This is a genomic window from Lentzea sp. JNUCC 0626 (assembly GCF_043632865.1).
Classification (GTDB): domain Bacteria; phylum Actinomycetota; class Actinomycetes; order Mycobacteriales; family Pseudonocardiaceae; genus Lentzea.
In genome coordinates, this window is the sequence record NZ_CP171635.1 from 4,348,089 (window position 1) to 4,367,879 (window position 19,791).

At 68.1% G+C, this 19,791-nt stretch carries 18 protein-coding genes; 10 read left to right on the forward strand and 8 right to left on the reverse strand.

All coding sequences use genetic code 11. From position 1 onward, the window contains the following. Positions 1 to 61 precede the first annotated feature (61 nt). Positions 62 to 1,354: a YncE family protein gene (locus JNUCC0626_RS18815; RefSeq protein WP_394621063.1), complete on the reverse strand. Its 1,293-nt coding sequence runs from the start codon at positions 1,352 to 1,354 to the stop codon at positions 62 to 64. A gap of 37 nt (positions 1,355 to 1,391) precedes the next feature. Further along, positions 1,392 to 1,874: a GNAT family N-acetyltransferase gene (locus JNUCC0626_RS18820; RefSeq protein WP_394621064.1), complete on the reverse strand. Its 483-nt coding sequence runs from the start codon at positions 1,872 to 1,874 to the stop codon at positions 1,392 to 1,394. A gap of 78 nt (positions 1,875 to 1,952) precedes the next feature. On the opposite strand from JNUCC0626_RS18820, the gene JNUCC0626_RS18825 reads away from it, so the two are divergent. Together JNUCC0626_RS18825 and JNUCC0626_RS18830 are read left to right on the forward strand one after the other, a co-directional pair. After that, a complete protein-coding gene (locus tag JNUCC0626_RS18825; RefSeq protein ID WP_394621065.1) occupies positions 1,953 to 2,444 on the forward strand; it encodes an RNA polymerase sigma factor in 492 nt (163 codons plus the stop codon). Continuing rightward, the gene (locus JNUCC0626_RS18830; protein WP_394621066.1) at positions 2,437 to 3,303 is read left to right on the forward strand and encodes a hypothetical protein; all 867 of its coding nucleotides are present in this window, start codon (positions 2,437 to 2,439) and stop codon (positions 3,301 to 3,303) included. The genes JNUCC0626_RS18825 and JNUCC0626_RS18830 overlap by 8 nt, the downstream gene beginning before the upstream one ends. Here the strand turns inward: JNUCC0626_RS18830 and JNUCC0626_RS18835 are convergent. Continuing rightward, positions 3,288 to 4,613, reverse strand: a complete 1,326-nt coding sequence (locus tag JNUCC0626_RS18835) for a serine/threonine-protein kinase (RefSeq protein WP_394621067.1) — start codon at positions 4,611 to 4,613, stop codon at positions 3,288 to 3,290. The genes JNUCC0626_RS18830 and JNUCC0626_RS18835 overlap by 16 nt on opposite strands. Positions 4,614 to 4,682: 69 nt before the next feature. Between JNUCC0626_RS18835 and JNUCC0626_RS18840 the strand changes: the two genes are divergently transcribed. The 3 genes from JNUCC0626_RS18840 (at position 4,683) to JNUCC0626_RS18850 (ending at position 7,783) form a co-directional block, all read left to right on the forward strand. Further along, entirely contained in the window at positions 4,683 to 5,639 is a 957-nt protein-coding gene (locus JNUCC0626_RS18840) for a magnesium transporter CorA family protein (protein ID WP_394621068.1), read from the forward strand. Further along, positions 5,630 to 6,409, forward strand: coding sequence for an enoyl-CoA hydratase/isomerase family protein (locus JNUCC0626_RS18845; protein ID WP_394621069.1), 780 nt, complete (start codon positions 5,630 to 5,632; stop codon positions 6,407 to 6,409). Before JNUCC0626_RS18840 ends, JNUCC0626_RS18845 begins: the two co-directional genes overlap by 10 nt. A gap of 270 nt (positions 6,410 to 6,679) precedes the next feature. After that, positions 6,680 to 7,783 carry a hypothetical protein gene (locus JNUCC0626_RS18850; protein ID WP_394621070.1) on the forward strand — a complete coding sequence of 368 codons (1,104 nt, stop codon included), beginning with the start codon at positions 6,680 to 6,682 and terminating at the stop codon, positions 7,781 to 7,783. A 28-nt stretch (positions 7,784 to 7,811) separates the two neighbouring features. On the opposite strand, the gene JNUCC0626_RS18855 is transcribed toward JNUCC0626_RS18850, so the two are convergent. Then, a complete protein-coding gene (locus JNUCC0626_RS18855) occupies positions 7,812 to 8,636 on the reverse strand; it encodes an SCO6745 family protein (RefSeq protein ID WP_394621071.1) in 825 nt (274 codons plus the stop codon). A gap of 558 nt (positions 8,637 to 9,194) precedes the next feature. Then, positions 9,195 to 9,650, reverse strand: a complete 456-nt coding sequence (locus JNUCC0626_RS18860; protein WP_394621072.1) for an SLATT domain-containing protein — start codon at positions 9,648 to 9,650, stop codon at positions 9,195 to 9,197. A gap of 35 nt (positions 9,651 to 9,685) precedes the next feature. On the opposite strand from JNUCC0626_RS18860, the gene JNUCC0626_RS18865 reads away from it, so the two are divergent. Further along, positions 9,686 to 10,414 (forward strand): PIG-L deacetylase family protein, encoded by a 729-nt coding sequence (locus tag JNUCC0626_RS18865; protein WP_394621073.1) that lies wholly within the window; start codon positions 9,686 to 9,688, stop codon positions 10,412 to 10,414. A 14-nt stretch (positions 10,415 to 10,428) separates the two neighbouring features. Beyond that, on the forward strand, positions 10,429 to 10,815 hold the full coding sequence (locus JNUCC0626_RS18870) for a hypothetical protein (RefSeq protein WP_394621074.1): 387 nt from the start codon (positions 10,429 to 10,431) through the stop codon (positions 10,813 to 10,815). 229 nt (positions 10,816 to 11,044) lie between these two features. On the opposite strand, the gene JNUCC0626_RS18875 is transcribed toward JNUCC0626_RS18870, so the two are convergent. Continuing rightward, positions 11,045 to 12,340, reverse strand: a complete 1,296-nt coding sequence (locus JNUCC0626_RS18875) for a UDP-glucose dehydrogenase family protein (protein ID WP_394621075.1) — start codon at positions 12,338 to 12,340, stop codon at positions 11,045 to 11,047. After that, a complete protein-coding gene (locus JNUCC0626_RS18880; protein WP_394621076.1) occupies positions 12,340 to 13,671 on the reverse strand; it encodes a glycosyltransferase family 4 protein in 1,332 nt (443 codons plus the stop codon). The genes JNUCC0626_RS18875 and JNUCC0626_RS18880 overlap by 1 nt, the downstream gene beginning before the upstream one ends. Positions 13,672 to 13,781: 110 nt before the next feature. On the opposite strand from JNUCC0626_RS18880, the gene JNUCC0626_RS18885 reads away from it, so the two are divergent. The 3 genes from JNUCC0626_RS18885 to JNUCC0626_RS18895 are packed head-to-tail and all read left to right on the forward strand — an operon-like array spanning position 13,782 to position 18,844. Further along, positions 13,782 to 15,797 carry a glycosyltransferase gene (locus JNUCC0626_RS18885; RefSeq protein WP_394621077.1) on the forward strand — a complete coding sequence of 672 codons (2,016 nt, stop codon included), beginning with the start codon at positions 13,782 to 13,784 and terminating at the stop codon, positions 15,795 to 15,797. A 2-nt stretch (positions 15,798 to 15,799) separates the two neighbouring features. Continuing rightward, on the forward strand, positions 15,800 to 17,623 hold the full coding sequence (gene asnB / locus JNUCC0626_RS18890) for an asparagine synthase (glutamine-hydrolyzing) (RefSeq protein WP_394621078.1): 1,824 nt from the start codon (positions 15,800 to 15,802) through the stop codon (positions 17,621 to 17,623). Positions 17,624 to 17,629: 6 nt separating this feature from the next. Then, the gene (locus JNUCC0626_RS18895) at positions 17,630 to 18,844 is read left to right on the forward strand and encodes an MFS transporter (RefSeq protein WP_394621079.1); all 1,215 of its coding nucleotides are present in this window, start codon (positions 17,630 to 17,632) and stop codon (positions 18,842 to 18,844) included. A 48-nt stretch (positions 18,845 to 18,892) separates the two neighbouring features. Here the strand turns inward: JNUCC0626_RS18895 and JNUCC0626_RS18900 are convergent, their stop codons facing one another. Next, positions 18,893 to 19,738 (reverse strand): glycosyltransferase, encoded by an 846-nt coding sequence (locus JNUCC0626_RS18900; protein ID WP_394621080.1) that lies wholly within the window; start codon positions 19,736 to 19,738, stop codon positions 18,893 to 18,895. Positions 19,739 to 19,791: the final 53 nt, after the last annotated feature.

Sequence of the window (19,791 nt, forward strand, 5' to 3'; positions counted from 1 at the left end):
CGGACGCTATGACGCGCGTTTCGCCCGAGTCAAGGGGTGTAACAACCATGACAGGAGATGACTAGAGCAGGCGGATGTACCCGTGCGAAGAGGAACCGCCGTGCTCGTTGTTGCCCGCGTACGACACCGTGAAGCCCTGCAGCAGCGTGGCCAGGCCGACCAGCAACGGCACGTTGGCGTCGCACCCGGCCTTGCCGGAGGCGTTGGTCGTCGCGGTGCAGAGCGGGTTGCCCTTCACCGTGCGGAAGACGACCTGCTGACCGGCGATCGGCGCTCCGGTGTGCTTGTCGGTCAGCGTGGCGTTGAGCCCGCGGACCGTGAACCCGAGCAGCCGCAGCTGGAGCTGGGCCGTGCCGGACACGAGCTTCGACGCGGCGGGCGGCACGAAGTTGATCGCGACGCCCACCGGGCGCTCACCGACGGCGATCGTGCCGGTGACCGTGTTGGACGCCGTGTCGATGACCGACACCGTGTTGCTGTTGTAGTTCGTCACGTACGCGGACGCGCCGTCCGGCGTGAGGGCCACGCTGATCGGGCGGTCGCCGACGAGGATCTTCTGCGTTTCCGTCATCGTCGTGAGGTCGACGACGGACACACGGTCGAACTCGCTGTTCGTCACGTACGCGCGCGCTCCGTTCGGCATCACCGCGATGCCGTGCGGCGTGAAGCCGACCGCCGCGGTGCCGACGACGGTGCGCGTGGCGACGTCGATGGCGGAGACGCTGTCGGAACCCTTGTTGACGACGTACATCCGCGTGCCGTCCGGCGAGGCGGCGATGGCCGTCGCCGCGTTGCCCACCGCGATCGTGGCGACCACGGTGTTGGACGTCGTGTCGATGACCGAGACCTTGCCCGGGCCGGGCAGGTCGTGCGTCACGTAGACGGCCGAACCGTCCTTGGTGACGACGACGCCGTCGGCGTTGGAGCCGACCGGGACGGTGGCGGTGACCGTGAGCGTGGCCGTGTCGACCACGGAGACCGTGCCGTCGGTGTAGTTGGTGACGTAGGCGAAGCCGCCACCGGGAGCCACCGCCACACCGGCCGGGTGCGAGCCGACCGGGATGGACTTGTCGACCGTGTTGGTCGGCGTGTCGATGACCGTGAGCGTGTTCTGCAGCGTGTTGGTGACGTAGCCGCGGGTGCCGTCGAACGCGACCGCCGCCATGTACGGGGAGTTGCCCCCGCCGTCGGCGATCGTCGTGGACACCGCGTTCGTGGCCGTGTCGATGACCGACACCCCGCCGCCGTTGTTGGCGACGTAACCCAGGACCCGGCCGGCGGGTGCCGCGTGGGCCGGGGTCACCACCAGTGCCGCGGTGACGGCCGCAGCCATCACCAGTGGACGTAACCGCATGTTCAAGTGCCTCCTGGCGCGATTCATCCCGACCTTTTCAGGACATCGCGGCAGGATGAGAGGACGTTAGCCTCTTCTCGAACCAGTGGTCGGAGTACTCGGCCCGGTTGTAGTCGTCGATCTCCACGAACCCGTGCTTCGCGTACAGACTTCGGGCCTCCACAAGGTCTTTCCGCGTGTCGAGCCGGAGCGCGGAGAGTCCGAGCCGCAGCGCCTCGGCCTCCATCGCGACGAGCAACGCCGACGCCGCGCCCTGTCCGCGGAACGGCGTGCGCACGAACATCCGGGTCAGCTCGCCGACACCGTTGTCCAGGAAGCGCATGCCCAGACAGCCGACATCGTTGCCATCGCGGGAAACCACGAGGAACACCGGCACGTCGTGATCTTGCTCGTCCCGTTCGTACGCATCGATCTCGGCGTCGTTCGTCGGCCTTCCCCAGTAGCGGCTGATCATCTCCGCGTTGTACTCGCGGTTGAGCGGGGAGAGCGCGGCGTCGGCGGCGGTCACGATCCAGGTCATGCGACCATCATCGAAGGCGCGTCCACTGTGATTCAGGTCACTGCAACACGGAGCCGTGGGGAGCCAAGTGGGGACGTGATGTTCGCGGAGCTGTTCGACGAGCACGCCCACCCGCTGCACCGGTACCTGGCGCGGCGGGTGGGCGTCGACGTGGCCGACGACCTGGTGAGCGAGACGTTCCTCGCGGCCATGCGCGGTGAGGAGAACTTCGATCCGGACAAGGGCAGCGCCGTCGGCTGGCTCTACGGCATCGCCACGAACCTGTTGCGCGGCCACGCCAAGCGCGAGGTCCGGCTGCTGCGCACCGCCGAACGCTACGGCGTCGACCTGGGGGTCGCCGAGTCGTTGGAACACACCGTCGTGACCCGCATCGACGCCCGCTCGCACCTGCGCCGGATCGCCCGCGAACTGGCCAGGATGCCGCAGGCCGACCGCGACCTGCTGCTGCTCACCTCGCTCGCCGGGCTGAGCGTGCAGGAGGCGGCGGAAGCCCTCGACCTCAACCCCGGCACCGCCCGGTCGAAGCTGCACCGCCTGCGCGCGAAGCTGAAGGAAGTGGAACATGCGTGACGTGCTGGACGACGACATCGCCGAGCTGTACCCGGCACGCGGCACTGACGACGTGCGCCTCGCCCGGTTGCGCGAGCAGCTGTTCAAGGAGCCTCCGCCCCGGAAGTCGCGGCGCTGGGTGGGCGTGGCGGCGGCGGCCGCGGCGGTGGTGCTGATCGCCGGCCTCGTCGTGACGCTGCGGCCTGCCTGGCGGGACGCGCCCGCGACGTTGCCGACGAGGCCCGCGACCTCGTTGCCGGAGGCCGCCGTACTGCTGGAGACCGAGCCGAAGCCGACCGCGAAGTACCAGCACATCACCTACCGGCTGGCGCAGGCGCTCAGCGGCCCGCAGATCGGCGAGTCCGAGTACGGCTCGATGATGGCCGACTTCGAGATCGACGTGTGGCTGCCCACCTCTCCCGGCGAGTCCGTGTTCATCTTCCGCAGGGACACCGGCGGGCGCCGCGCGCTCGAAGGTCGGCCGTGGCCGGAGAACAAGGTGATCGAGCGGGGCTTGATCCCCCGGCTGTGGGAGTCGTTGTGCATGGCCAGCCCGTGCGCGGAGGACACCGTCCCGCTGCCGCTGCCCGCAGACGCGCTCGGGAAGCTGACGGCGGCGCAGACACCGATGGTGTCCCCGTTCACGACGAACGAGCAGAAGGCCGCGCTGTACCGCAAGCTCGCCGAGTCCCCGGAGATCACCTGGAACAACGGCGTGGTGACGGCCGAGGGCGGCAGCGTCCGGTACACCGTCGACCCCGCCACGGGCCGGCTCGCGGGCATGGTGGTGCTCGAGCCGAGGCACGTGAAGATGCCGGCGGACCTGGCGCCGCGGACGGTCACCATCACCTACGAGTGGACCGATCAGCGCCCGTCGTAGGAGCGGGGCAGGTACCAGGCCAGGGCGGCGCGCAGCTCGGCGACATCGCGTTCGCGCCGCCTCCTGGTGCGTTCGTGCGCGATCGGGAACACCCGCACACCGCCGTGGTGCGCGCCGAAGAAGCGACGCGGCGCCGGGTCCTTCAGCCAGACGACGACCCACGGCCGTTTCTTGTGCGGCACCACACGCACCCGTGCGAGCTCGTACCACCAGTACTGGTGGAACTTGCCGTTGCGAGTCGTGGCGATGCCCTCGCGGCTGATCTCGATGACGACGCGACGGCGTGCGGCGGCGGAGAAGTAGCGCACCGCGCGTACGACGAGCACGCAGAACGCGGCCAGCGCCAGCAGCTGCGTCGCGCCGTTCGCGCGGGCGGCCGGGTCGGCGATCGCGGCGGCCAGCAGCGCCGCGGCGAGGTTCAGGCCGCCCCACGCCATCGGCACGAACCGCGACGTCGAGAACGTCGCGGCGGCGGGCGTCATCGGCGCGGGCATCTTGGTCGTCGGCGGCTTCGGCGTCACGACCTGAGCGAGCAGGCGCGTCACCTCGGCCGGTTCCGGACGCTTGGCCGGGTCGCGGTGCATGCACTTCTGCACCAGCGGCCGCAGCCCCTTGGGCACGCCTTCGATGTCCGGCTCGCCGTGCGCGGCCTTGTAGAGCAACGTCGCCGTGGGGCCCTCGCCGAACGGGCCCTTGCCCGTCGCCGCGTAGACCAGCACGGCGCCCAGGGCGAACACGTCCGACGGGGACGCGACCTCCTGGCCGGTGATCTGCTCGGGCGACAGGAACCCCGGCGTGCCGAAGACCATGCCGGTCTCCGTCAGCGCCGTGTGCTCCATCGCGCGCGAGATGCCGAAGTCGATGACGCGCGGGCCGTCCGCGCCCAGCAGGACGTTCGACGGCTTGAGGTCGCGGTGCACGAGACCGGCGCGGTGGATCGCGGTGAGCGCCTCGGCCAGACCTTCGGCGAGTCGTCTCAAATGGTGCTCCGGCAACGGCCCGTGGCGTTCGATCGCCTCCTGCAGCGTCGGGCCGGGCACGTACTCGGTGGCCATCCACGGCCGGGCGGCGCGCGTGTCGGCGTCCACGACGGCCGCCGTGCCGGCGCTGCCGACCGCGCGGGCCATCTGCACCTCGCGGCGGAACCGCTCCCGGAAGCGCGGGTCGTCGGCCAGTTCGGCACGGGCGACCTTGACCGCGACCTGCCGTCCGTCGCTGCCTTGTCCCAGGTAGACCGTTCCCATGGCACCACGACCGAGCCTGCCGAGAAGCAGGTAGTCGCCTATGCGTTGTGGTTGGTCCACCTTCACCGGATCGAGGGTAGCGGGAACTCGGGCTCAAACCTCACATCTGAGTAGATCTACGTATCGTTGTCACCCATGGGTCGGACCCGCTTGTACCGCAACGGCGAACTCGTGGACAGGGACTTCCCGGTCAGCGAGATCGCCGGGCATCTCCAAGATCACTCCGCCGTGGTGTGGTTCGACCTGTGCGCGCCGTCCGAAGACGAGATAGGTCTGCTCCGCGACGAACTGGGGTTGCACGAGCTCGCGATCGAGGACGCCTTCACCGAACGGCAGCGCCCGAAGGTCGACCGCTACCCCACCCACCTGTTCCTGAGCGTCTACGCCGTCCGGTACGAGCAGCACGAGATCAGGACGTGCGAGGTCGACGTCTTCGTCGCCAAGAACGCCCTCGTGACGGTGCGCGAGAGCGAGGACTACCAACTCGACGGCGTGCTGCGGCAGTGGGACAGCGCGCCGCAGCTCGCGTCGTCCGGGGTCGGGTTCCTGCTGCACGGGGTGCTCGACGACGTCGTGGACGGCCAGTACGCCGCCGCGCAGAAGCTCGACGACGACATCGAGTCGCTCGAGGACCGCATCTACGAGGAGAAGCCGCACGTCGGGCGCAAGGCGTTGCAACTGCGGCGTGCCCTGGTGCAACTGCGGCGGGTCGCGCTGCCGATGCGCGAGGTGCTCGGGTCGTTGCTGCACCGCGAGCACGACCTCGTGGACGACGCGATGATGCCGTACTACCTGGACGTGAAGGACCACACGCTGTTCACCGCCGAGCTGACCGAGTCGATGCGGGAGCTCGTGACGAACCTGCGCGAGGCCGAGGTGGCCGTGCAGGGCAACCGGCTGAACTCGATCATGAAGAAGGTCACCAGCTGGGCCGCGATCATCGCGGTGCCGACGGCGATCTCCGGGTACTACGGCATGAACGTCCCTTACCCCGGCTTTGAGCAGAAATGGGGCTTTTGGGTGTCCACGCTGGGTATCTTCGCTCTCTCGTACGTCCTGTACCTGATGTTCAAGCGCCGCGATTGGTTGTGACTTTGAAGATCCACCTGACCCGCCGGGACGAGCTCGCGATCATCACGATCGACGCGCCGCCGCTCAACCTGTACTCCCTCGACCTCGACGCGGAGTTCCACGAGGCCCTGGACGAGCTCGGGGACGCGCGGGCGTTGCTGGTCAACGCCACCGGCAAGGTCGTGTCGGGCGGTGTCGACGTGTCGTTGTTCGCGCAGCAGGAGTACCGCGCCGAGGCCCAGCAGCTGTTCGACCGGATGCTGGTGCTGCCGCAACGGCTCGCCGCGCTGCCGGTCCCGACCGTGTTCGCCGCCCACGCCCTGTGCCTGACCTGGGCTTTCGAGCTGGCGGTGGCGTGCGACCTGATCGTGGCGTCGTCGTCGGCGCGGTTCGGGCTCGTGGAGAAGGTCGTGGGGCTGACGCCGACGATGGGCGGCACGCAGCGGTTGGCGGCCCGGGCAGGGGTGGGTCGCGCGAAGGAGTTCGTGATGACCGGCGACCTTTACGACGCGGCGACCCTCGAACGTTGGAATGTCGTTAACCGAGTGTTCCCCGACGAGGGCTTCGCGTTGGCTGCGGAGCAGTTCGCTTTGTCTCTGGCGACGGGCCCGACGCAGGCACACTTTGCGACCAAACAGGTGCTCGCGCATTTCGAGAACGGCGGCGTCCCGGAGGCCGACGCTCACGTCACGACGATCGCGGCGGCGTTGTACGAGACAGAGGACCTGCCACGCGCTGTGCACAGCTTCCTCACGGAGGGTCCCGGGCGAGCGACATTCACGGGTCGCTGATCTCACACATCAAAGAATCATATGGCTCGGTGATAAAACCGTGATCTACCTGCTCACACGGATGGAGCATTCCCCGCCGGACGGAAGATGATGTTGGGGCGCAACGAGATCCGCTTGACTCCTCCGTTCGTCCCGTGCATCGTGCTGGTCGTTCAAAGGCCCCGTACGAACTCCGTCGCACGAGTTTTGTACACATTCCGCAGCGGCCGACGACACAATTAGCGAGTTCACGGTCCCCCGTCGTGAGCGCGCGTGGAGGTAGAACCAGCCGTGAGACTGAGATTGGCCGTACTGCTGACCGGTGGTGTCATCGCGTTGGCCGCCTGTACCCCGACCAAGGCGGCCCAGCAGACACCAGTGCCGGAGAGCACCAGCGCCACCTCGACCAGCACCGAAACCAGCAGTTCCTCCGCCGCCCCGAGCAGCTCGGCGGCACCCAGCAGCTCCGCCACCCAGACCGCCACGAACGGCCCCGTGAAGCCCCCGGCCAACACCCCCGCCCCCGCGGGTTCCCCCGGCTGGAAGCTCACCCAGGCCAACACGGGTCTCGCCGCCCAAGGCCTCAACTGCGACTCCCTGCCGGTCTACACCGGCTCCGGCTCCCCCGCGGCCGGCACCGTGATCTCCGGCAAGCGCATCGAGCAGCCCCTCACGCTCTTCGCCGGCAACATCACCATCGAGAAGTCCTGCGTCCGCCCGACCCGTGCGGGCGAGACCCAGCCGCTGATCACCACGAACGGCCCGTGCGGCAGCAATTCCTGCCAGGTCACCGGCGCCCCCGTGACGATCCGCGACTCGAACATCGACGGCTCGAAGCTCTCCGCCAAGACGATCGCGGGCTCCTGCGCGTTCCTCGGCGTCGGCACCCTGCAGCGCAACTACATCAGCGGCATGGGCTCCGGCATCTGCTTCTACAACACCGGCAGCTCGCTGAGCGGCCTCGCCGAGGGCAACTACGTCCGGGGCCTGCGCTCCGAGGGCGAGAGCCACAACGACGGCGCCACTGTCCGCGACTTCCCGCTGGACAAGAACGCGGGCCGCACCCTGACGTTCCGCAACAACCGCATCGACTGCTCCACCGGCAACGACACCGGCGCCCTGTTCATCCAGACCTACGGCGGCGACATCGACAACGTCACCGTCGAGGGCAACCTCCTCGAGGGCGGCGGCTACCAGCTGGGCCTCGAATCGGGCTTCGGCAACACCTACGGCCGCAACATGAAGTCCATCAACAACCGCTTCACCGGCACCGGCTGGGGCGCGGCCTACGTGAGCCAGAAGGGCGCGACCGGCAAGTGGGCTGTCTGGCAGGACAACTTCCTGCACGACCCGAACGCGGCCGACGGCAAGGGCAAGCCGGCCGGCACCCCGTAAGCCTCCCCTCGCAACACCCTGGAGCCTCTCACTGCGACCCGGTTGCCCTCAGCCGCGCAGCGAGAGGCTCCAGCGCTGTCACCAACTCGTCCAGCTCGCCGTCTGTGAGCACCTCATAAGGCTCCTCGGCCAGCTGATCAGTCAGCTCCTCGATCCGCTCCTGAAGCGCACGCCCGGTCTCGGTGAACCGGCCTTCCGCGTCGAGCACCCCGCGCTCCCGCAGCCCGTCCATCACCGCGGCCAACCGCTTCTTCGGGAGGTGGTGGATCCGCCCGAACGACTCGGCCGGGTACACCCCCATCGCCAACGCCGACAACACGTGCGCCTCGGTCCCACCGACCCGCGCACCCACGAGCGCAGCGATGTGCCCGTCCCCGCGATGCTCACGCAACATCGTGGCCGAGTGCCACAACCGGTTGAGCGGCTCCACCGGCATGGGCACCGTCCGCAGCCCCGCGTACATCACCCGCCCCACCGTGGACGCGCTCAACGCGGCATTGGTGGTCAGCTCAGCGGCGACCGCCACGTCCGGCGACTCCGCGAGATCCCCGAGGATGCGCCGCAACGAGGCCACACTCCCCCGCTCCCGCGCGGCGAACGACTCCTCGGGCGGGATCTTCTCCCAGGCCTTGGGGATGTGACGGGCGGCCTCGCCCGGCGCGAAGTTGTAGAACGCCGCGTGCACGACCTCGGCCGGAACCCGCCCCAGCGGCGCGGCTCGGCTGGCGAAGTAGCCGTCCCAGTAGTTCGGATGACCGAGGGCGGCCAGCTCCTCGCCGCACTCGTCGGCCATGAACGTGACCAGGCAAATGGGTTCCAACAGCTCGAACATGCGGCGAGCGACGCGGGTCATGCGCCCATCCTGCCCGGAAGTCGACGCAGCGGAGCGCCAGACAGCCAACGCGCGGTTGTGGAGCACCAGGTCGCCGAGCGCTGGGCAGCCAAGAGCGAGGTAGCCGAGAGCTAAGTGACCAATGGCTTGAAGAGAACGACGCCGCAGGCGAGGCCGAACGAGCGCAAGCATCGCGATGGCGCAGCCGAGCCCACCCAAGACCCAACGGCAATGGCGAAGCCGAGGCGTCCTCAGCTCTTGGCTCTCAACACTCCCGCCCAACGCAATGGCGAAGCCGAGCCGACACTCTTGGCTAGCCGATCAGCCGTGTGAGGTGACGTGCAGACCCAACGCCACCACCTACGCGTGGGATTGGGGCTTGACTTTGGGTGCGAGGTGCTACCACTAGTGGCTCGGCCGGGCGCTTTTCAGCCCGGCCTTTCCGGTCCGTGAAGCGCCTCGCAAGGGCCCCGAAGTCAAGCCCCAATCCCTATCGACGCGAAGCGGCGATGACGCAACCAAAGCCCGTCATGGTCTGCCCAACCACCGCACTGGCGACGTGACAAGCCCCAGGGAGCCTCACGCGTTGTCGCGGAACTTCAGCCACCGCCCGCTCAACGAGTCCCAGATCTCCTGGTACTGCTCGAACATCTCCCCTACCTTGACCGCATCGATCTGATCAGCCGGAGTGGACGCGACGTAGTAGGCGAGATCGTCCTCCAGCCGGTGGAACTTGTAACTCGCCTCCTCCATCAACACCCACAACGACCGCCAGGCGAAGAACGGCTCCAAAGCGGACACCACGGTCACCACGGCCACCAGCGAGAACGCCGTCCCCGTCCAGGGATCGAGGTTCTGGAGCCCCAAGATGATCGTGGACACCGCCGAAAGCACCAAAGTGGTCAGTCGGACAGTTACGGACTTCCACCTGAACCGCTGCTTGCGCGAACGGGCATACGCGTGCCCACTCGAGATCTGCGACTGCAGGTGCTGGGCGAGTTCCAGCGGCTTCAGGCCGGACGGCAAGTCGGTCACCGGCAAGACAATAGTTTCGAGGTACCTTCCCCCGCGTGCAGTTCGATGGACCGAGAACCTTGCTGGCCGTCCACGCTCACCCCGACGACGAGTCGCGGTCGACCGGAGGAATCCTGGCCCACTACGCCCGCCAAGGCGTCCGGATCGTGCTCGTCACGTGCACGAGCGGCGAGTTGGGTGACATGCCGGACGGGTCGAAGCCCGGCGACCTCAACCACCACCCGCAGGCCGTCGCCGCACGCAGAAGGGCGCAGCTGAACGCGGCGTGCGACGTACTGGGCATCACGGACCTGGAACTGTTGGGGTACCACGACTCCGGCGAGACCGGCCAACTCCCGCAGGGCGCGTTCTGCTCCATCCCCGTGGAGACCGCGGCCGGCAGGGTCGCGGCGTTGATCGAGCACTACCGGCCCCAGGTCGTCGTCACGCACGACCACCACAACCCGCACCAGCACCGTGACCACGTGCACGCGGCACGGGTGGCGCACCTCGCGGTCAAGGAGACCGGGATTCCGGCGAAGCTGTACCTGGAGGCGCACGACAGCCTCGCCACGACCACCGTGGACACGTCCAGCGTGGCCGACGTGAAGCGCAAGGCGTTGCACTGCTACGAGAGCCAGTCGCTCATCGGGAAGCTGACGGCGCAGCAGCGGTTCGCGGCCGAGTCGTACATCCGCGCGATCGACACCACCGGTGCGAGTGTGCCGGAAACCGATCTCTTCGCGGGCATCACGCATCACGGGCCGGATCTACCGCGATGGTGAGAACGTTGTTGGTCGTGCTCGCCGACGACCTGTCGACCACCGCCGCGACGCTCGCGCGCTACACGGCCGAGGGCGTCAGGACCGTGGTGTACAGCCAGAACGAAGACGTCCGACGCCAAGCGAAAGAACTCGGCGTCACGCACGTGGAGACCAAGGACCCATACGACCTAATAGAACAGTACGAACCCCAGGTCGTCGTCTGCGACCACAAGGGACCGCTGAGAGAAACCAAAGTGGCGGTCTACCGCACCGGCATCCCCGCCAAGCTCTACCTCACCGCCACCGAGGGAGCAACCAGCGTGGGGGCGTCCGCCGACCAGAAGCAGCACGACCACTACTTCCGAGACCTGGACCGGACGAACGCCCCGTTGCCGGAGACAGACCTGTTCGCGGGTCTTTAGAGCGGCAGCGCGGACATCAGGCTGGAGGCGAGATCGGACGCCTGATCCAGCAGACCGGAAGCCTGGTGCACAAGACCTTGAACCATGTCCATGAGTCCAGCCACGGGAACCTCCCCGACAAGACCCGGTGGGCCAGTCCCACCGGGTGATGCCGGGAATCAAAGCGGCAGCACGGCACCAGCGCGCGCCCAGTCACCCCATTGAGCTAAATGGACAGTCTCAAAAGGACTCAGCGGCGCCCGAGCGACGTGCACGTGAGACCCGCGCGACGCAGCACGTCCGGGTCCAAAAGGTTGCGCGTGTCAACGACAACGGGCTGCCGCACGGTCTCCGCGAGACGTGCCCAGTCCAACGAGCGGAACTCGGGCCACTCGGTCAAGACGACCAGTGCGTCGACGTCCTTCGCCGCCACGTACGGATCGTCCACAACGGACACAGCACCCAGATCCGAGCCGCCCGCCAACGCCGGGTCGTAGCCGACCAGCTCGGCACCGGCCTGCTTCAGCAACGCCGCCACCGCGAGGGCCGGCGAGTCGCGCAGGTCGTCCGTGCCCGCCTTGAACGTCAGGCCCAGAAGACCCAGGCGCACGTGGGAAAGAGAGCCGCCGCGCTTGCCGGTGACGGCCAGGCGGACCTTCTCGACCATGCGCTGGCGCTGGCGCTCGTTGGTGTCGATCGTGGCGCGCAGCAGACGGAACTCGAAGTCGGCGGCGTCCGCGACCTGGAGCATCGCGTGCGTGTCCTTGGGCAGGCACGAGCCACCCCAGCCGGGGCCGGGGTTGAGGAACGCCTGGCCGATGCGCTTGTCGTAGCCCATGCCCTCGGTGACGTCGGTGATGTTCGCACCGAGGCGCTCGCACAGTTCGGCGACCGCGTTGACGTACGAGAGCTTCATCGCGAGGAAGCAGTTCGCCGCGTACTTGACCATCTCGGCCGAGGCCGCGTCGGTCAGCACCGTCGGCGCGCCCAGGCGGGCGTACAGAGCGGCCACGCGCTCGGCCGCGTCCTGCTGGTCGCAACCGACGACGATGCGGTCGGGGTTCAGGAAGTCGTGCACGGCCGAGCCCTCGCGCAGGAACTCGGGGTTCGACACGACGGCGACGTCGTCGCGGCGCAGCAGCTCGGCGGTGCGGATCGAGGTACCGACCGGCACGGTCGACTTGTTGACGATCACGGTGCCCGACGGCAGCAGGTCGCGCGTTTCGTCCACAACGGACTCGACGGCCTGCAGGTCCGCGATGCCACCGACACCCATCGGGGTCGGCACGCACAGGAACACGACCTCGGCGTCGGCCACCGCGGCGGAAGCGCCCAGCACGAACGAAAGGCGACCGGAGGCCAAACCCTCGGCGACGAGTTCGGCAAGACGCGGTTCGAGGATGTCGACCTCACCGCGCGAGAGCCGCTCGACCTTCGACTCGTCGACGTCCGCGCACACCACGCGGTGGCCCAGCGAGGCGAGGCAGGCACCGGTGGTCAGACCGACGTAGCCGGTGCCGACGACAGCGATCCTTCTGACGAACATCATTCTCCCGTTCGGTTCACGGCGAACGCGCGGAGCACGGCGTCGTCGCTCACGTCGATCATCTTGTTGCCCCACTGGTCGACGCCGGCCCCGAGTTCGGGACGGCCGTCGGGGAACGGGCCGCGCGAGACGAAGCCGGTGAGCCCGTCGAACACGCCCACGTAGTTCTCGGCCTGCGGGCGCCAGTCGAGCACCGACTCGCAGCGGCGGCGGCCCTCGAAGCCCAGGCGCGCACGGCGTTCCGCGTCGTCGAGCAGGTCGAGCAACGCCGTCGTGAAGCCCTCGACGTCACCCGGTTCGACCAGCACGGCGCACTCGCCCGCGGACACCACGGTCTCCTGCAACCGGTACGTGACGACCGGCAGCGCGTAGGCCATGTACTCCATGGTCTTGTTCATAGTGGACACGTCGTTCAAAGGCGACAACGGATCCGGGCCCAGTCCGACCGACGACGTCGACAGGTAGCGCGTGATCTGTTCGGGCCCAACCCGTCCGGTGAACTCGACGTAAGGATCAAGCCCCCAGGCCGTGGCCTGCTTCTTCAGGTCTTCCAGGCAGTCGCCGAAGCCCAGCAGCGCGAACCGGACGTCGGTGCGCCCGCGGTCGAAAACAACTCTCCGTGCGACTTCCAGGACTCCGTCGACGCCGTCCTGCGGTCCCATGATTCCGAGATAGGCCACCAAGTGTTTGCCGCCGCGTCGGAGTTCGTCCACGCCCTCGACAGGCCGCATCACGGTCGTGTCCGGGCCGGAGCGCACGACGGTGGTGTGCTCGGGCGGCACGGAACCCCGCGTCCACGCGATCTTCTGGTACGAGGTGTTGGTCGACGTCACCCGGTTGGCCGTGCGGAACGTCCGGCGCTCCAGCCACTTCAAGATCCGGTACTGCGTCTTGCCCGCGAACCCGGTGGGCTCGCCGAAGCGCGACAGGAACACCTCGGGGTTGAGGTCGTGGTGGTCGAAGACGAACTTGACGCCACCCAAACGCCACAGCAGAGCCAACGCCCAGTAGGTGTCCGGCGGGTTGCACGCCTGCATGACGTCGAACCGCCTGCGGCCGCGCACCTTCACGCTCAGCAACGCCGTGCGCACCCAGCAGTAGAGGAACTCCCAGGCGTAGCCCAGCGCGCCCTCGGCCTGGGGCGGCGGAGCGTACTTGTAGATGTGCACTCCGTCGAGGAGTTGGTAGGCGGGATCACCCGGACCCTTGGGGCAGATCACCGAAACCTCGTACCCGGCGTTGGTCAGGGCGCGGCATTCCAGCCACACCCGGCGGTCCAACGGCACGGGGAGGTTCTGCACGATGATCAACACGTGAGGCGATGACGTCACGCTCTGGTTCTCGTTCTGGAAGGCCAAACGGTTACATGCAACCTCAATCTCGTAACGGAGGTTGCAAAACACTCGATGTAGGCGCAGAGGCCCCAAAGCGAGGAGCGGTTGTGGAGCGGTCACCTGTCGCGGTGGTCATCGTCACTTACCAGAGCGAACAGGTCATCGGCGGATGTCTTGACTCGCTGCCGGATGACGTGAAAGTGATCGTCGTAGACAACGCTTCCACCGACGGAACTGTGGCGGCCGCCACTCGCCCCGGCGTGGAAATCGTGCGCAGTCCGGTCAACGGTGGATACGCCGCCGGTGTGAATTTGGGCATCAAAGCGGCAGAAGGACATGACGTCCTCATCCTGAACGCCGACATCCGGTTGCACCCAGGAGCCGTGGAATCACTGCGCGCTGCGGACAAACCGATCGTCGCGCCCAAACTCGTGGACGAATCCGGCGCGCTCTCGCTCTCGCTGCGCCGCAAGCCGACCGCGCCGGGCGCCCTCGCCGAGGCTCTCATCGGTGGCGGCCGGGCAGGCGGCATCGGCCTCGGCGAGACCGTCACGGACGCCAAGGCCTACCAGGGCGCCCACCACGCCGACTGGGCGACGGGCTGCGCGTGGCTGGTCAAGCGCGAGGTCGTCGAGCAGCACGGCCTTTTGGACGAACGCTACTTCCTCTATTCGGAGGAAACCGAGTACATGATGCGGGCCGGCGGTGTCTGGTTCGAGCCGCGCGCCGTCGTCACGCACATCGGCGGCGAGGTCTCCACGAACGCCCGGCTGTGGTCGATGCTCACCTCGAACAAGGTCCGCCTGCACCGCGAGCTGCACGGCAGGTTCGCCGCCGCCTTCATGTGGCTCGCCATGGTCGTGAACGAAGGGCTTCGCGCGCGGTCGCCGAAGCACCGCACCGCGTTGAAAGGGCTGTTCAGCATGCGTCGCTGGCCGGAGGAAGTCGCCTCCGAGGGACCGAGCTACCTGTGCTTCTCCGCGCAGGACTGGTGGTACCACAACCGTGCCCACTCCGACTTCCAGCTGCTGCGCCGGGTCGCCAAGCACCGCAAGGTGTTGCTGGTCAACAGCATCGGCCTGCGGATGCCGTCGCCGGGCAAGAGCACGCAGTTCCTGCGCCGCATCCTCCGCAAGGCGGCCAGCGTCGCGAAGCTCGTGCGCCGTCCGATCGAGGACACGCCGAACTTCTACGTGATGACGCCCGCTCCCCTGCCGTTCTACGGCAAGCCGTGGCTGCGCAAGCTGAACTCCGTGCTGGTCCGCACCCAGGTCAAGGCCGTGTGCTTCTTCCTGCGCATGGGCACGCCGGTCGTCGTCGCCACGATCCCCACCGCCTGGGACGTCGTGGAACCGATGAAGACCAAGGGCCTGATCTTCAACCGCTCCGACCGGCACTCGGCGTTCCCCGAGGCCGACCAGGGCACGATCGCCGCCCTGGAGAACCAGCTGCTGTCCAATTCGGACACCGTGCTGTACGTGAGCCGCGCTCTCCAGGAAGAGGAGTCGAAGCTCACCGGCAACCGGGCGCACTTCCTCGACCACGGCGTGGACGTCGACCACTTCACCCGCCGCACCGACCTGCCCGCGGACATCGCGAGCATCCCCGGTCCGCGGATCGGCTTCTTCGGCAGCCTCGACGACTACCTCGTCGACTTCGACCTGATCGAGAAGGTCGCGCAGGAGTTCCCCGAAGCGTCCGTGGTGCTGATCGGCGACGCCACGTGCTCGATGGAGCGCTACGACAAGTACCCCAACGTGCACTGGCTCGACTTCCGCACCTACGACACGATCCCCGGCTACGGCAGCGGGTTCGACGTGGCGCTGATGCCGTGGCTCGACAACGACTGGATCAAGCACGCCAACCCGATCAAGATGAAGGAGTACCTGGCCCTGGGCCTGGCCGTCGTGTCGACGGACTTCCCCGAGGTCGAGCGGTACGGCGACGTCATCCGGATCGCCCAGGGCGAGGCCGACTTCATCGACCAGATCCGCCTCACGCTCAAGGACGGCGGCCTGAAGACCCCGGCCGAACGCCGCGCGGCCGTGCTCACCTCGTCGTGGGACTCCCGGGCGCGTGAGCTCATGCAGATCGCTGAAAAATCCTCTTCTGGGGAGCGCTAGACATGTGCGGCATCGCAGGCATCAGACGGTTCGACGGCGCTCCCGTCTCGCGCGAGGTGCTCGCCGAGATGGCGAAGCGGCTGCACCACCGCGGCCCGGACGACAGCGGGTTCTGGTCCGACGGCTCGATCGGCTTCGCGCACACCCGGCTGTCGATCATCGACCTGGCCGGGTCGCCGCAGCCGATGGCGGGCGCGTCAGGCACCACGCAGATCGCGTTCAACGGCGAGATCCTGAACTACCGGCAGTTGCGCGAGGAGCTCAGCTACCCGTTCCGCACGAACGGCGACACCGAGGTCCTGCTGGCGCTCTACGAACAGCACGGCCCCAAGGCCGTCGAGAAGCTGCGCGGCCAGTTCGCGTACGCGATCCACGACGAGCACACGAACGAAACGCACCTGTTCCGCGACCGGCTCGGCATCCTGCCGCTGTACTACTACGTCGACGGCAACCAGTTCGCGTTCGCGTCCGAGATCAAGGCGCTGCTGCCCGCGATCGGCGCGGCCGAGGTCGACCACGAGTCGTTGCACGACTACCTGGCGCACCGCTCGGTGCCCGCCCCGTACACGCTGGTCAGAGGCGTGCGGAAGGTGCCGCAGGGCCACCACCTGGTCGTCACGGCCAAGGGTCAGGTCCGCACCGAGGCGTACTGGGAACTGCCGCGCGAGTCGGAGATCCGGTCCGTCACGCCCGAGGAGGCCGTGCGGCTCGTGGACGAGGCCCTCACGGCCTCTGTGCGCGACGCTCTGGTCGCGGACGTGCCGGTCGGCGCCTACCTGTCCGGCGGGGTCGACTCGTCGCTCATCACGGCTCTGGTGGCCCGGGAACGCGGTGACGCGGAGCTGCACACGTTCTCCGCCGGCTTCGGCGACCCGCGCGTGGACGAGATCCACCACGCCGAGAAGGTCGCGAAGCTCGTCGGCAGCAACCACCACAACGTGATCGTCACGGCCGACGACTTCCGCGACAGCTGGGCCAAACTCTCCTGGCACCGCGACGCGCCGCTGTCCGAACCGGCCGACGTGGCCGTGTTCCGGCTCGCCGAACTCGCGCGCAAGGACGTCAAGGTCGTGCTGTCCGGCGAGGGCAGCGACGAGCTGTTCGGCGGCTACCCCAAGTACCGCTTCGCCCAGGCCACCCGCCTCGCCGGGTTCGCGCCGTCGGCGGCGTTGAAGCGCATCGAGAAGGCGCTGCCGGCGTCGAAGGCACGGCTGGGCATCGCGCTGCGGGCCATCGCCGAGCCGTCCTACGCCGAACGCATGCGCGGCTGGTTCGCCCCGTTCACGGTGTCCGAACGGGCGGCGCTGCTCGGCGGCCCGGCGACCCGCTCGGTGCTCGCGCCGTACGAGAACGGCCGCGGCGACGCGTTGAGCCGCATGCTCTACGCCGACTCGCACACCTGGCTCGCCGACAACCTGCTGGAACGCGGCGACCGCATGTCGATGGCCGCGTCCCTGGAACTGCGCCCGCCGTTCCTCGACCACCGGGTCGCCGAGCTCGCGTTCTCGCTGCCCAGCAACGTGAAGGTGCGCGGCGGCACGACCAAGTGGGTCGTCAAGGAGGTCGCGCGCCAGCACCTGCCGGCCGACATCGTCGACCGGCCGAAGTCCGGCTTCAAGGTGCCGCTCGACGCCTGGTTCCGCGACGGCCTGCGGGACATGGCCTACGACCTGCTCACCGGCCCCACGTCGTTCGTGGGCAAGACCTTCGACCGGGCAGCGGTGCGATCGCTGCTCGACGACCACGACTCGGGTGACCGCAACGAGCAGCCGCGCATCTGGACGCTGCTGTCTCTTGAGGTGTGGCACCAAACGCTCAGCTGGTAGGTGCCCATGTACGTCGCGTCCTCCCGACCGTCCAAGACGGACTTCCGCAAGCGGTTGCCCGGCACGGTGTTCGCGCTCGGCACGGTCAGCCTGCTGACCGACGTCTCCGCCGAGATGATCACCGCGTTCATGCCGGTGTACCTGCTGTTCACGCTGAACCTCGGCTACGCGCAGTTCGGCCTGCTGGACGGCATCTACACCGGCGCCACGGCGGTGCTGCGGCTGGTCGGCGGCGGTCTTTCGGACAAGTTCCGCAAGCCCAAGGCCGTCGCGGCCGCGGGCTACGGGCTGTCGGCCGTGACGAAGGTGTTCTTCCCGCTGGTCGGCGCGTCCCCGCTGGGCATCGGCGCACTGATGGCCGCAGACCGGGCAGGTAAAGGCATCCGGACGGCGCCGCGCGACGCGATGATCTCCCTCGCGACGCCGGAGGACCGGCTCGGGGCGGCGTTCGGCGTGCACCGCACCATGGACACGTTCGGCGCGCTGATCGGGCCGCTCATCACGTTCGTGCTGCTCTTCCAGATCGGCACCGTGCCGGGGCCGATCTTCGCGGTGTCGGCGGCGTTCGCGATCATCGGGTTGATCGTGCTGATCGCGTTCGTGCGGGACACGCCGACCGACAAGAAGCCGAAGGGGCCGCGGCCGTCGTTCCGCGCGGGCCTCAACCTGCTGACCGACCGGCAGTTCCGGCGGACCACGATCTCCGCGGGCATGCTCGGCCTCGCCACGGTGTCGGACGCGTTCGTCTACGTGCTGGTGCAGAAGGCCACGAACATCTCGCTCAGCTACCTGCCCCTGCTCCCGCTCGGCACGGCGATCGTCTTCCTCGCGGCCGCCACGCCGCTCGGGAAGCTCTCGGACCGGGTGGGGCGCTGGCGGATGTTCCTGGCCGGGCACGCGTTGTTGCTGGGCGTGTACGCGCTGCTGTTCATCCCCGAGGGCGGCATGGGTGTGGCGATCGTCGCACTGCTGCTGCACGGGTTGTTCTACGCGGCGACGGACGGCGTGCTGTCGGCCAAGGTGAGCGAGACGGCACCGGAGTCGTTGCGCGCGTCCGGGCTTTCCGTGGTGCAGACGGGCCAGGCGCTGGGGCGTCTCGTTTCGTCCGTCGCTTTCGGACTGCTCCTGCAGTACTCGAACTTCTCGCTGAGCGTCACGGTGGCGCTGTGCGCACTCACCGTGACCCTCATCGTGGCTGCGTTGATTCAAGAACAAAAGTAAGTCCGCTCCCGCTCACGAGAAAAGCGCTCGTGAGCGGGAGCGGAGGACTCAACCGCGAGACGCCAGCTTCTGCTTGATCTTCTCGAAGCCGCCCTTGCCGAGGACCTTCATGGCGGCGTTCTTGGCGGCGACGCGGCCGGAGTCGCGGACGAACCGGATCGGCTGGTCCACCAGCCGGTCCTGGGCGACCGCCAGCGTGTTGGGCTCCGACACGTCGTCGAGCGAGTCACCGAACGAGGCCTTGTAGGGCTCGGGCGAGACGAGCCGGCCACGCGTGCGGTTCGACACGTTGCCGCCGTGCACGACCTGCAACCAGCCGGGCGCGCCCTCGAGCTCGACCACCGGGAAGTGCAGGTGCATGTGGTTGTGCCAGTGCGCCCAGCACGTGACGGGCTCGTCCCAGGACTCGCGGACGCTGACGAACGCGTTGTGCCTGTCGACCTGGCGGTAGAGGCCGCCCGGCGACTTGATCAGGCCGTTGACCAGGTAGTACGCCGCGGTCGTGGTCGGGCGCGGGGCGGCGCAGAGGCGTTCCACGAAGTCGACCGCGAGGCCGTCGTCGTTGTCCAGGTTGGTGGTGATGAGTTCTTCGCCGACCTGCCCGAAAAGCGACCGGATGTCCGATCTGAGCTCTTCCCGCGACACTTCCGGACGGTAAACGGGCGTGTACGCGTCGCCGTGTTGCGCGATTTTGTCCTTGAGCCATTGCGGTGATTCGGGGTCGAAATAGATGAGCCAACGCGTCCGTTTGTCCGTCTGCGCGAGCACCGATGGCAGGCAGTAGCGCTCGAACAGCGCAACGCGTTCGGTCAGCCATCCTTCCTTTGCCCGGACGTAACTTTCGGCGCCCTTCGAAGGCAGGTTGAAGCGCGTCAGGATGACGTGGTCGGCCATGACTCCCCTTACTCCGGTCACCCCTACATCGTGACTCGGACCCAAAACGTTGC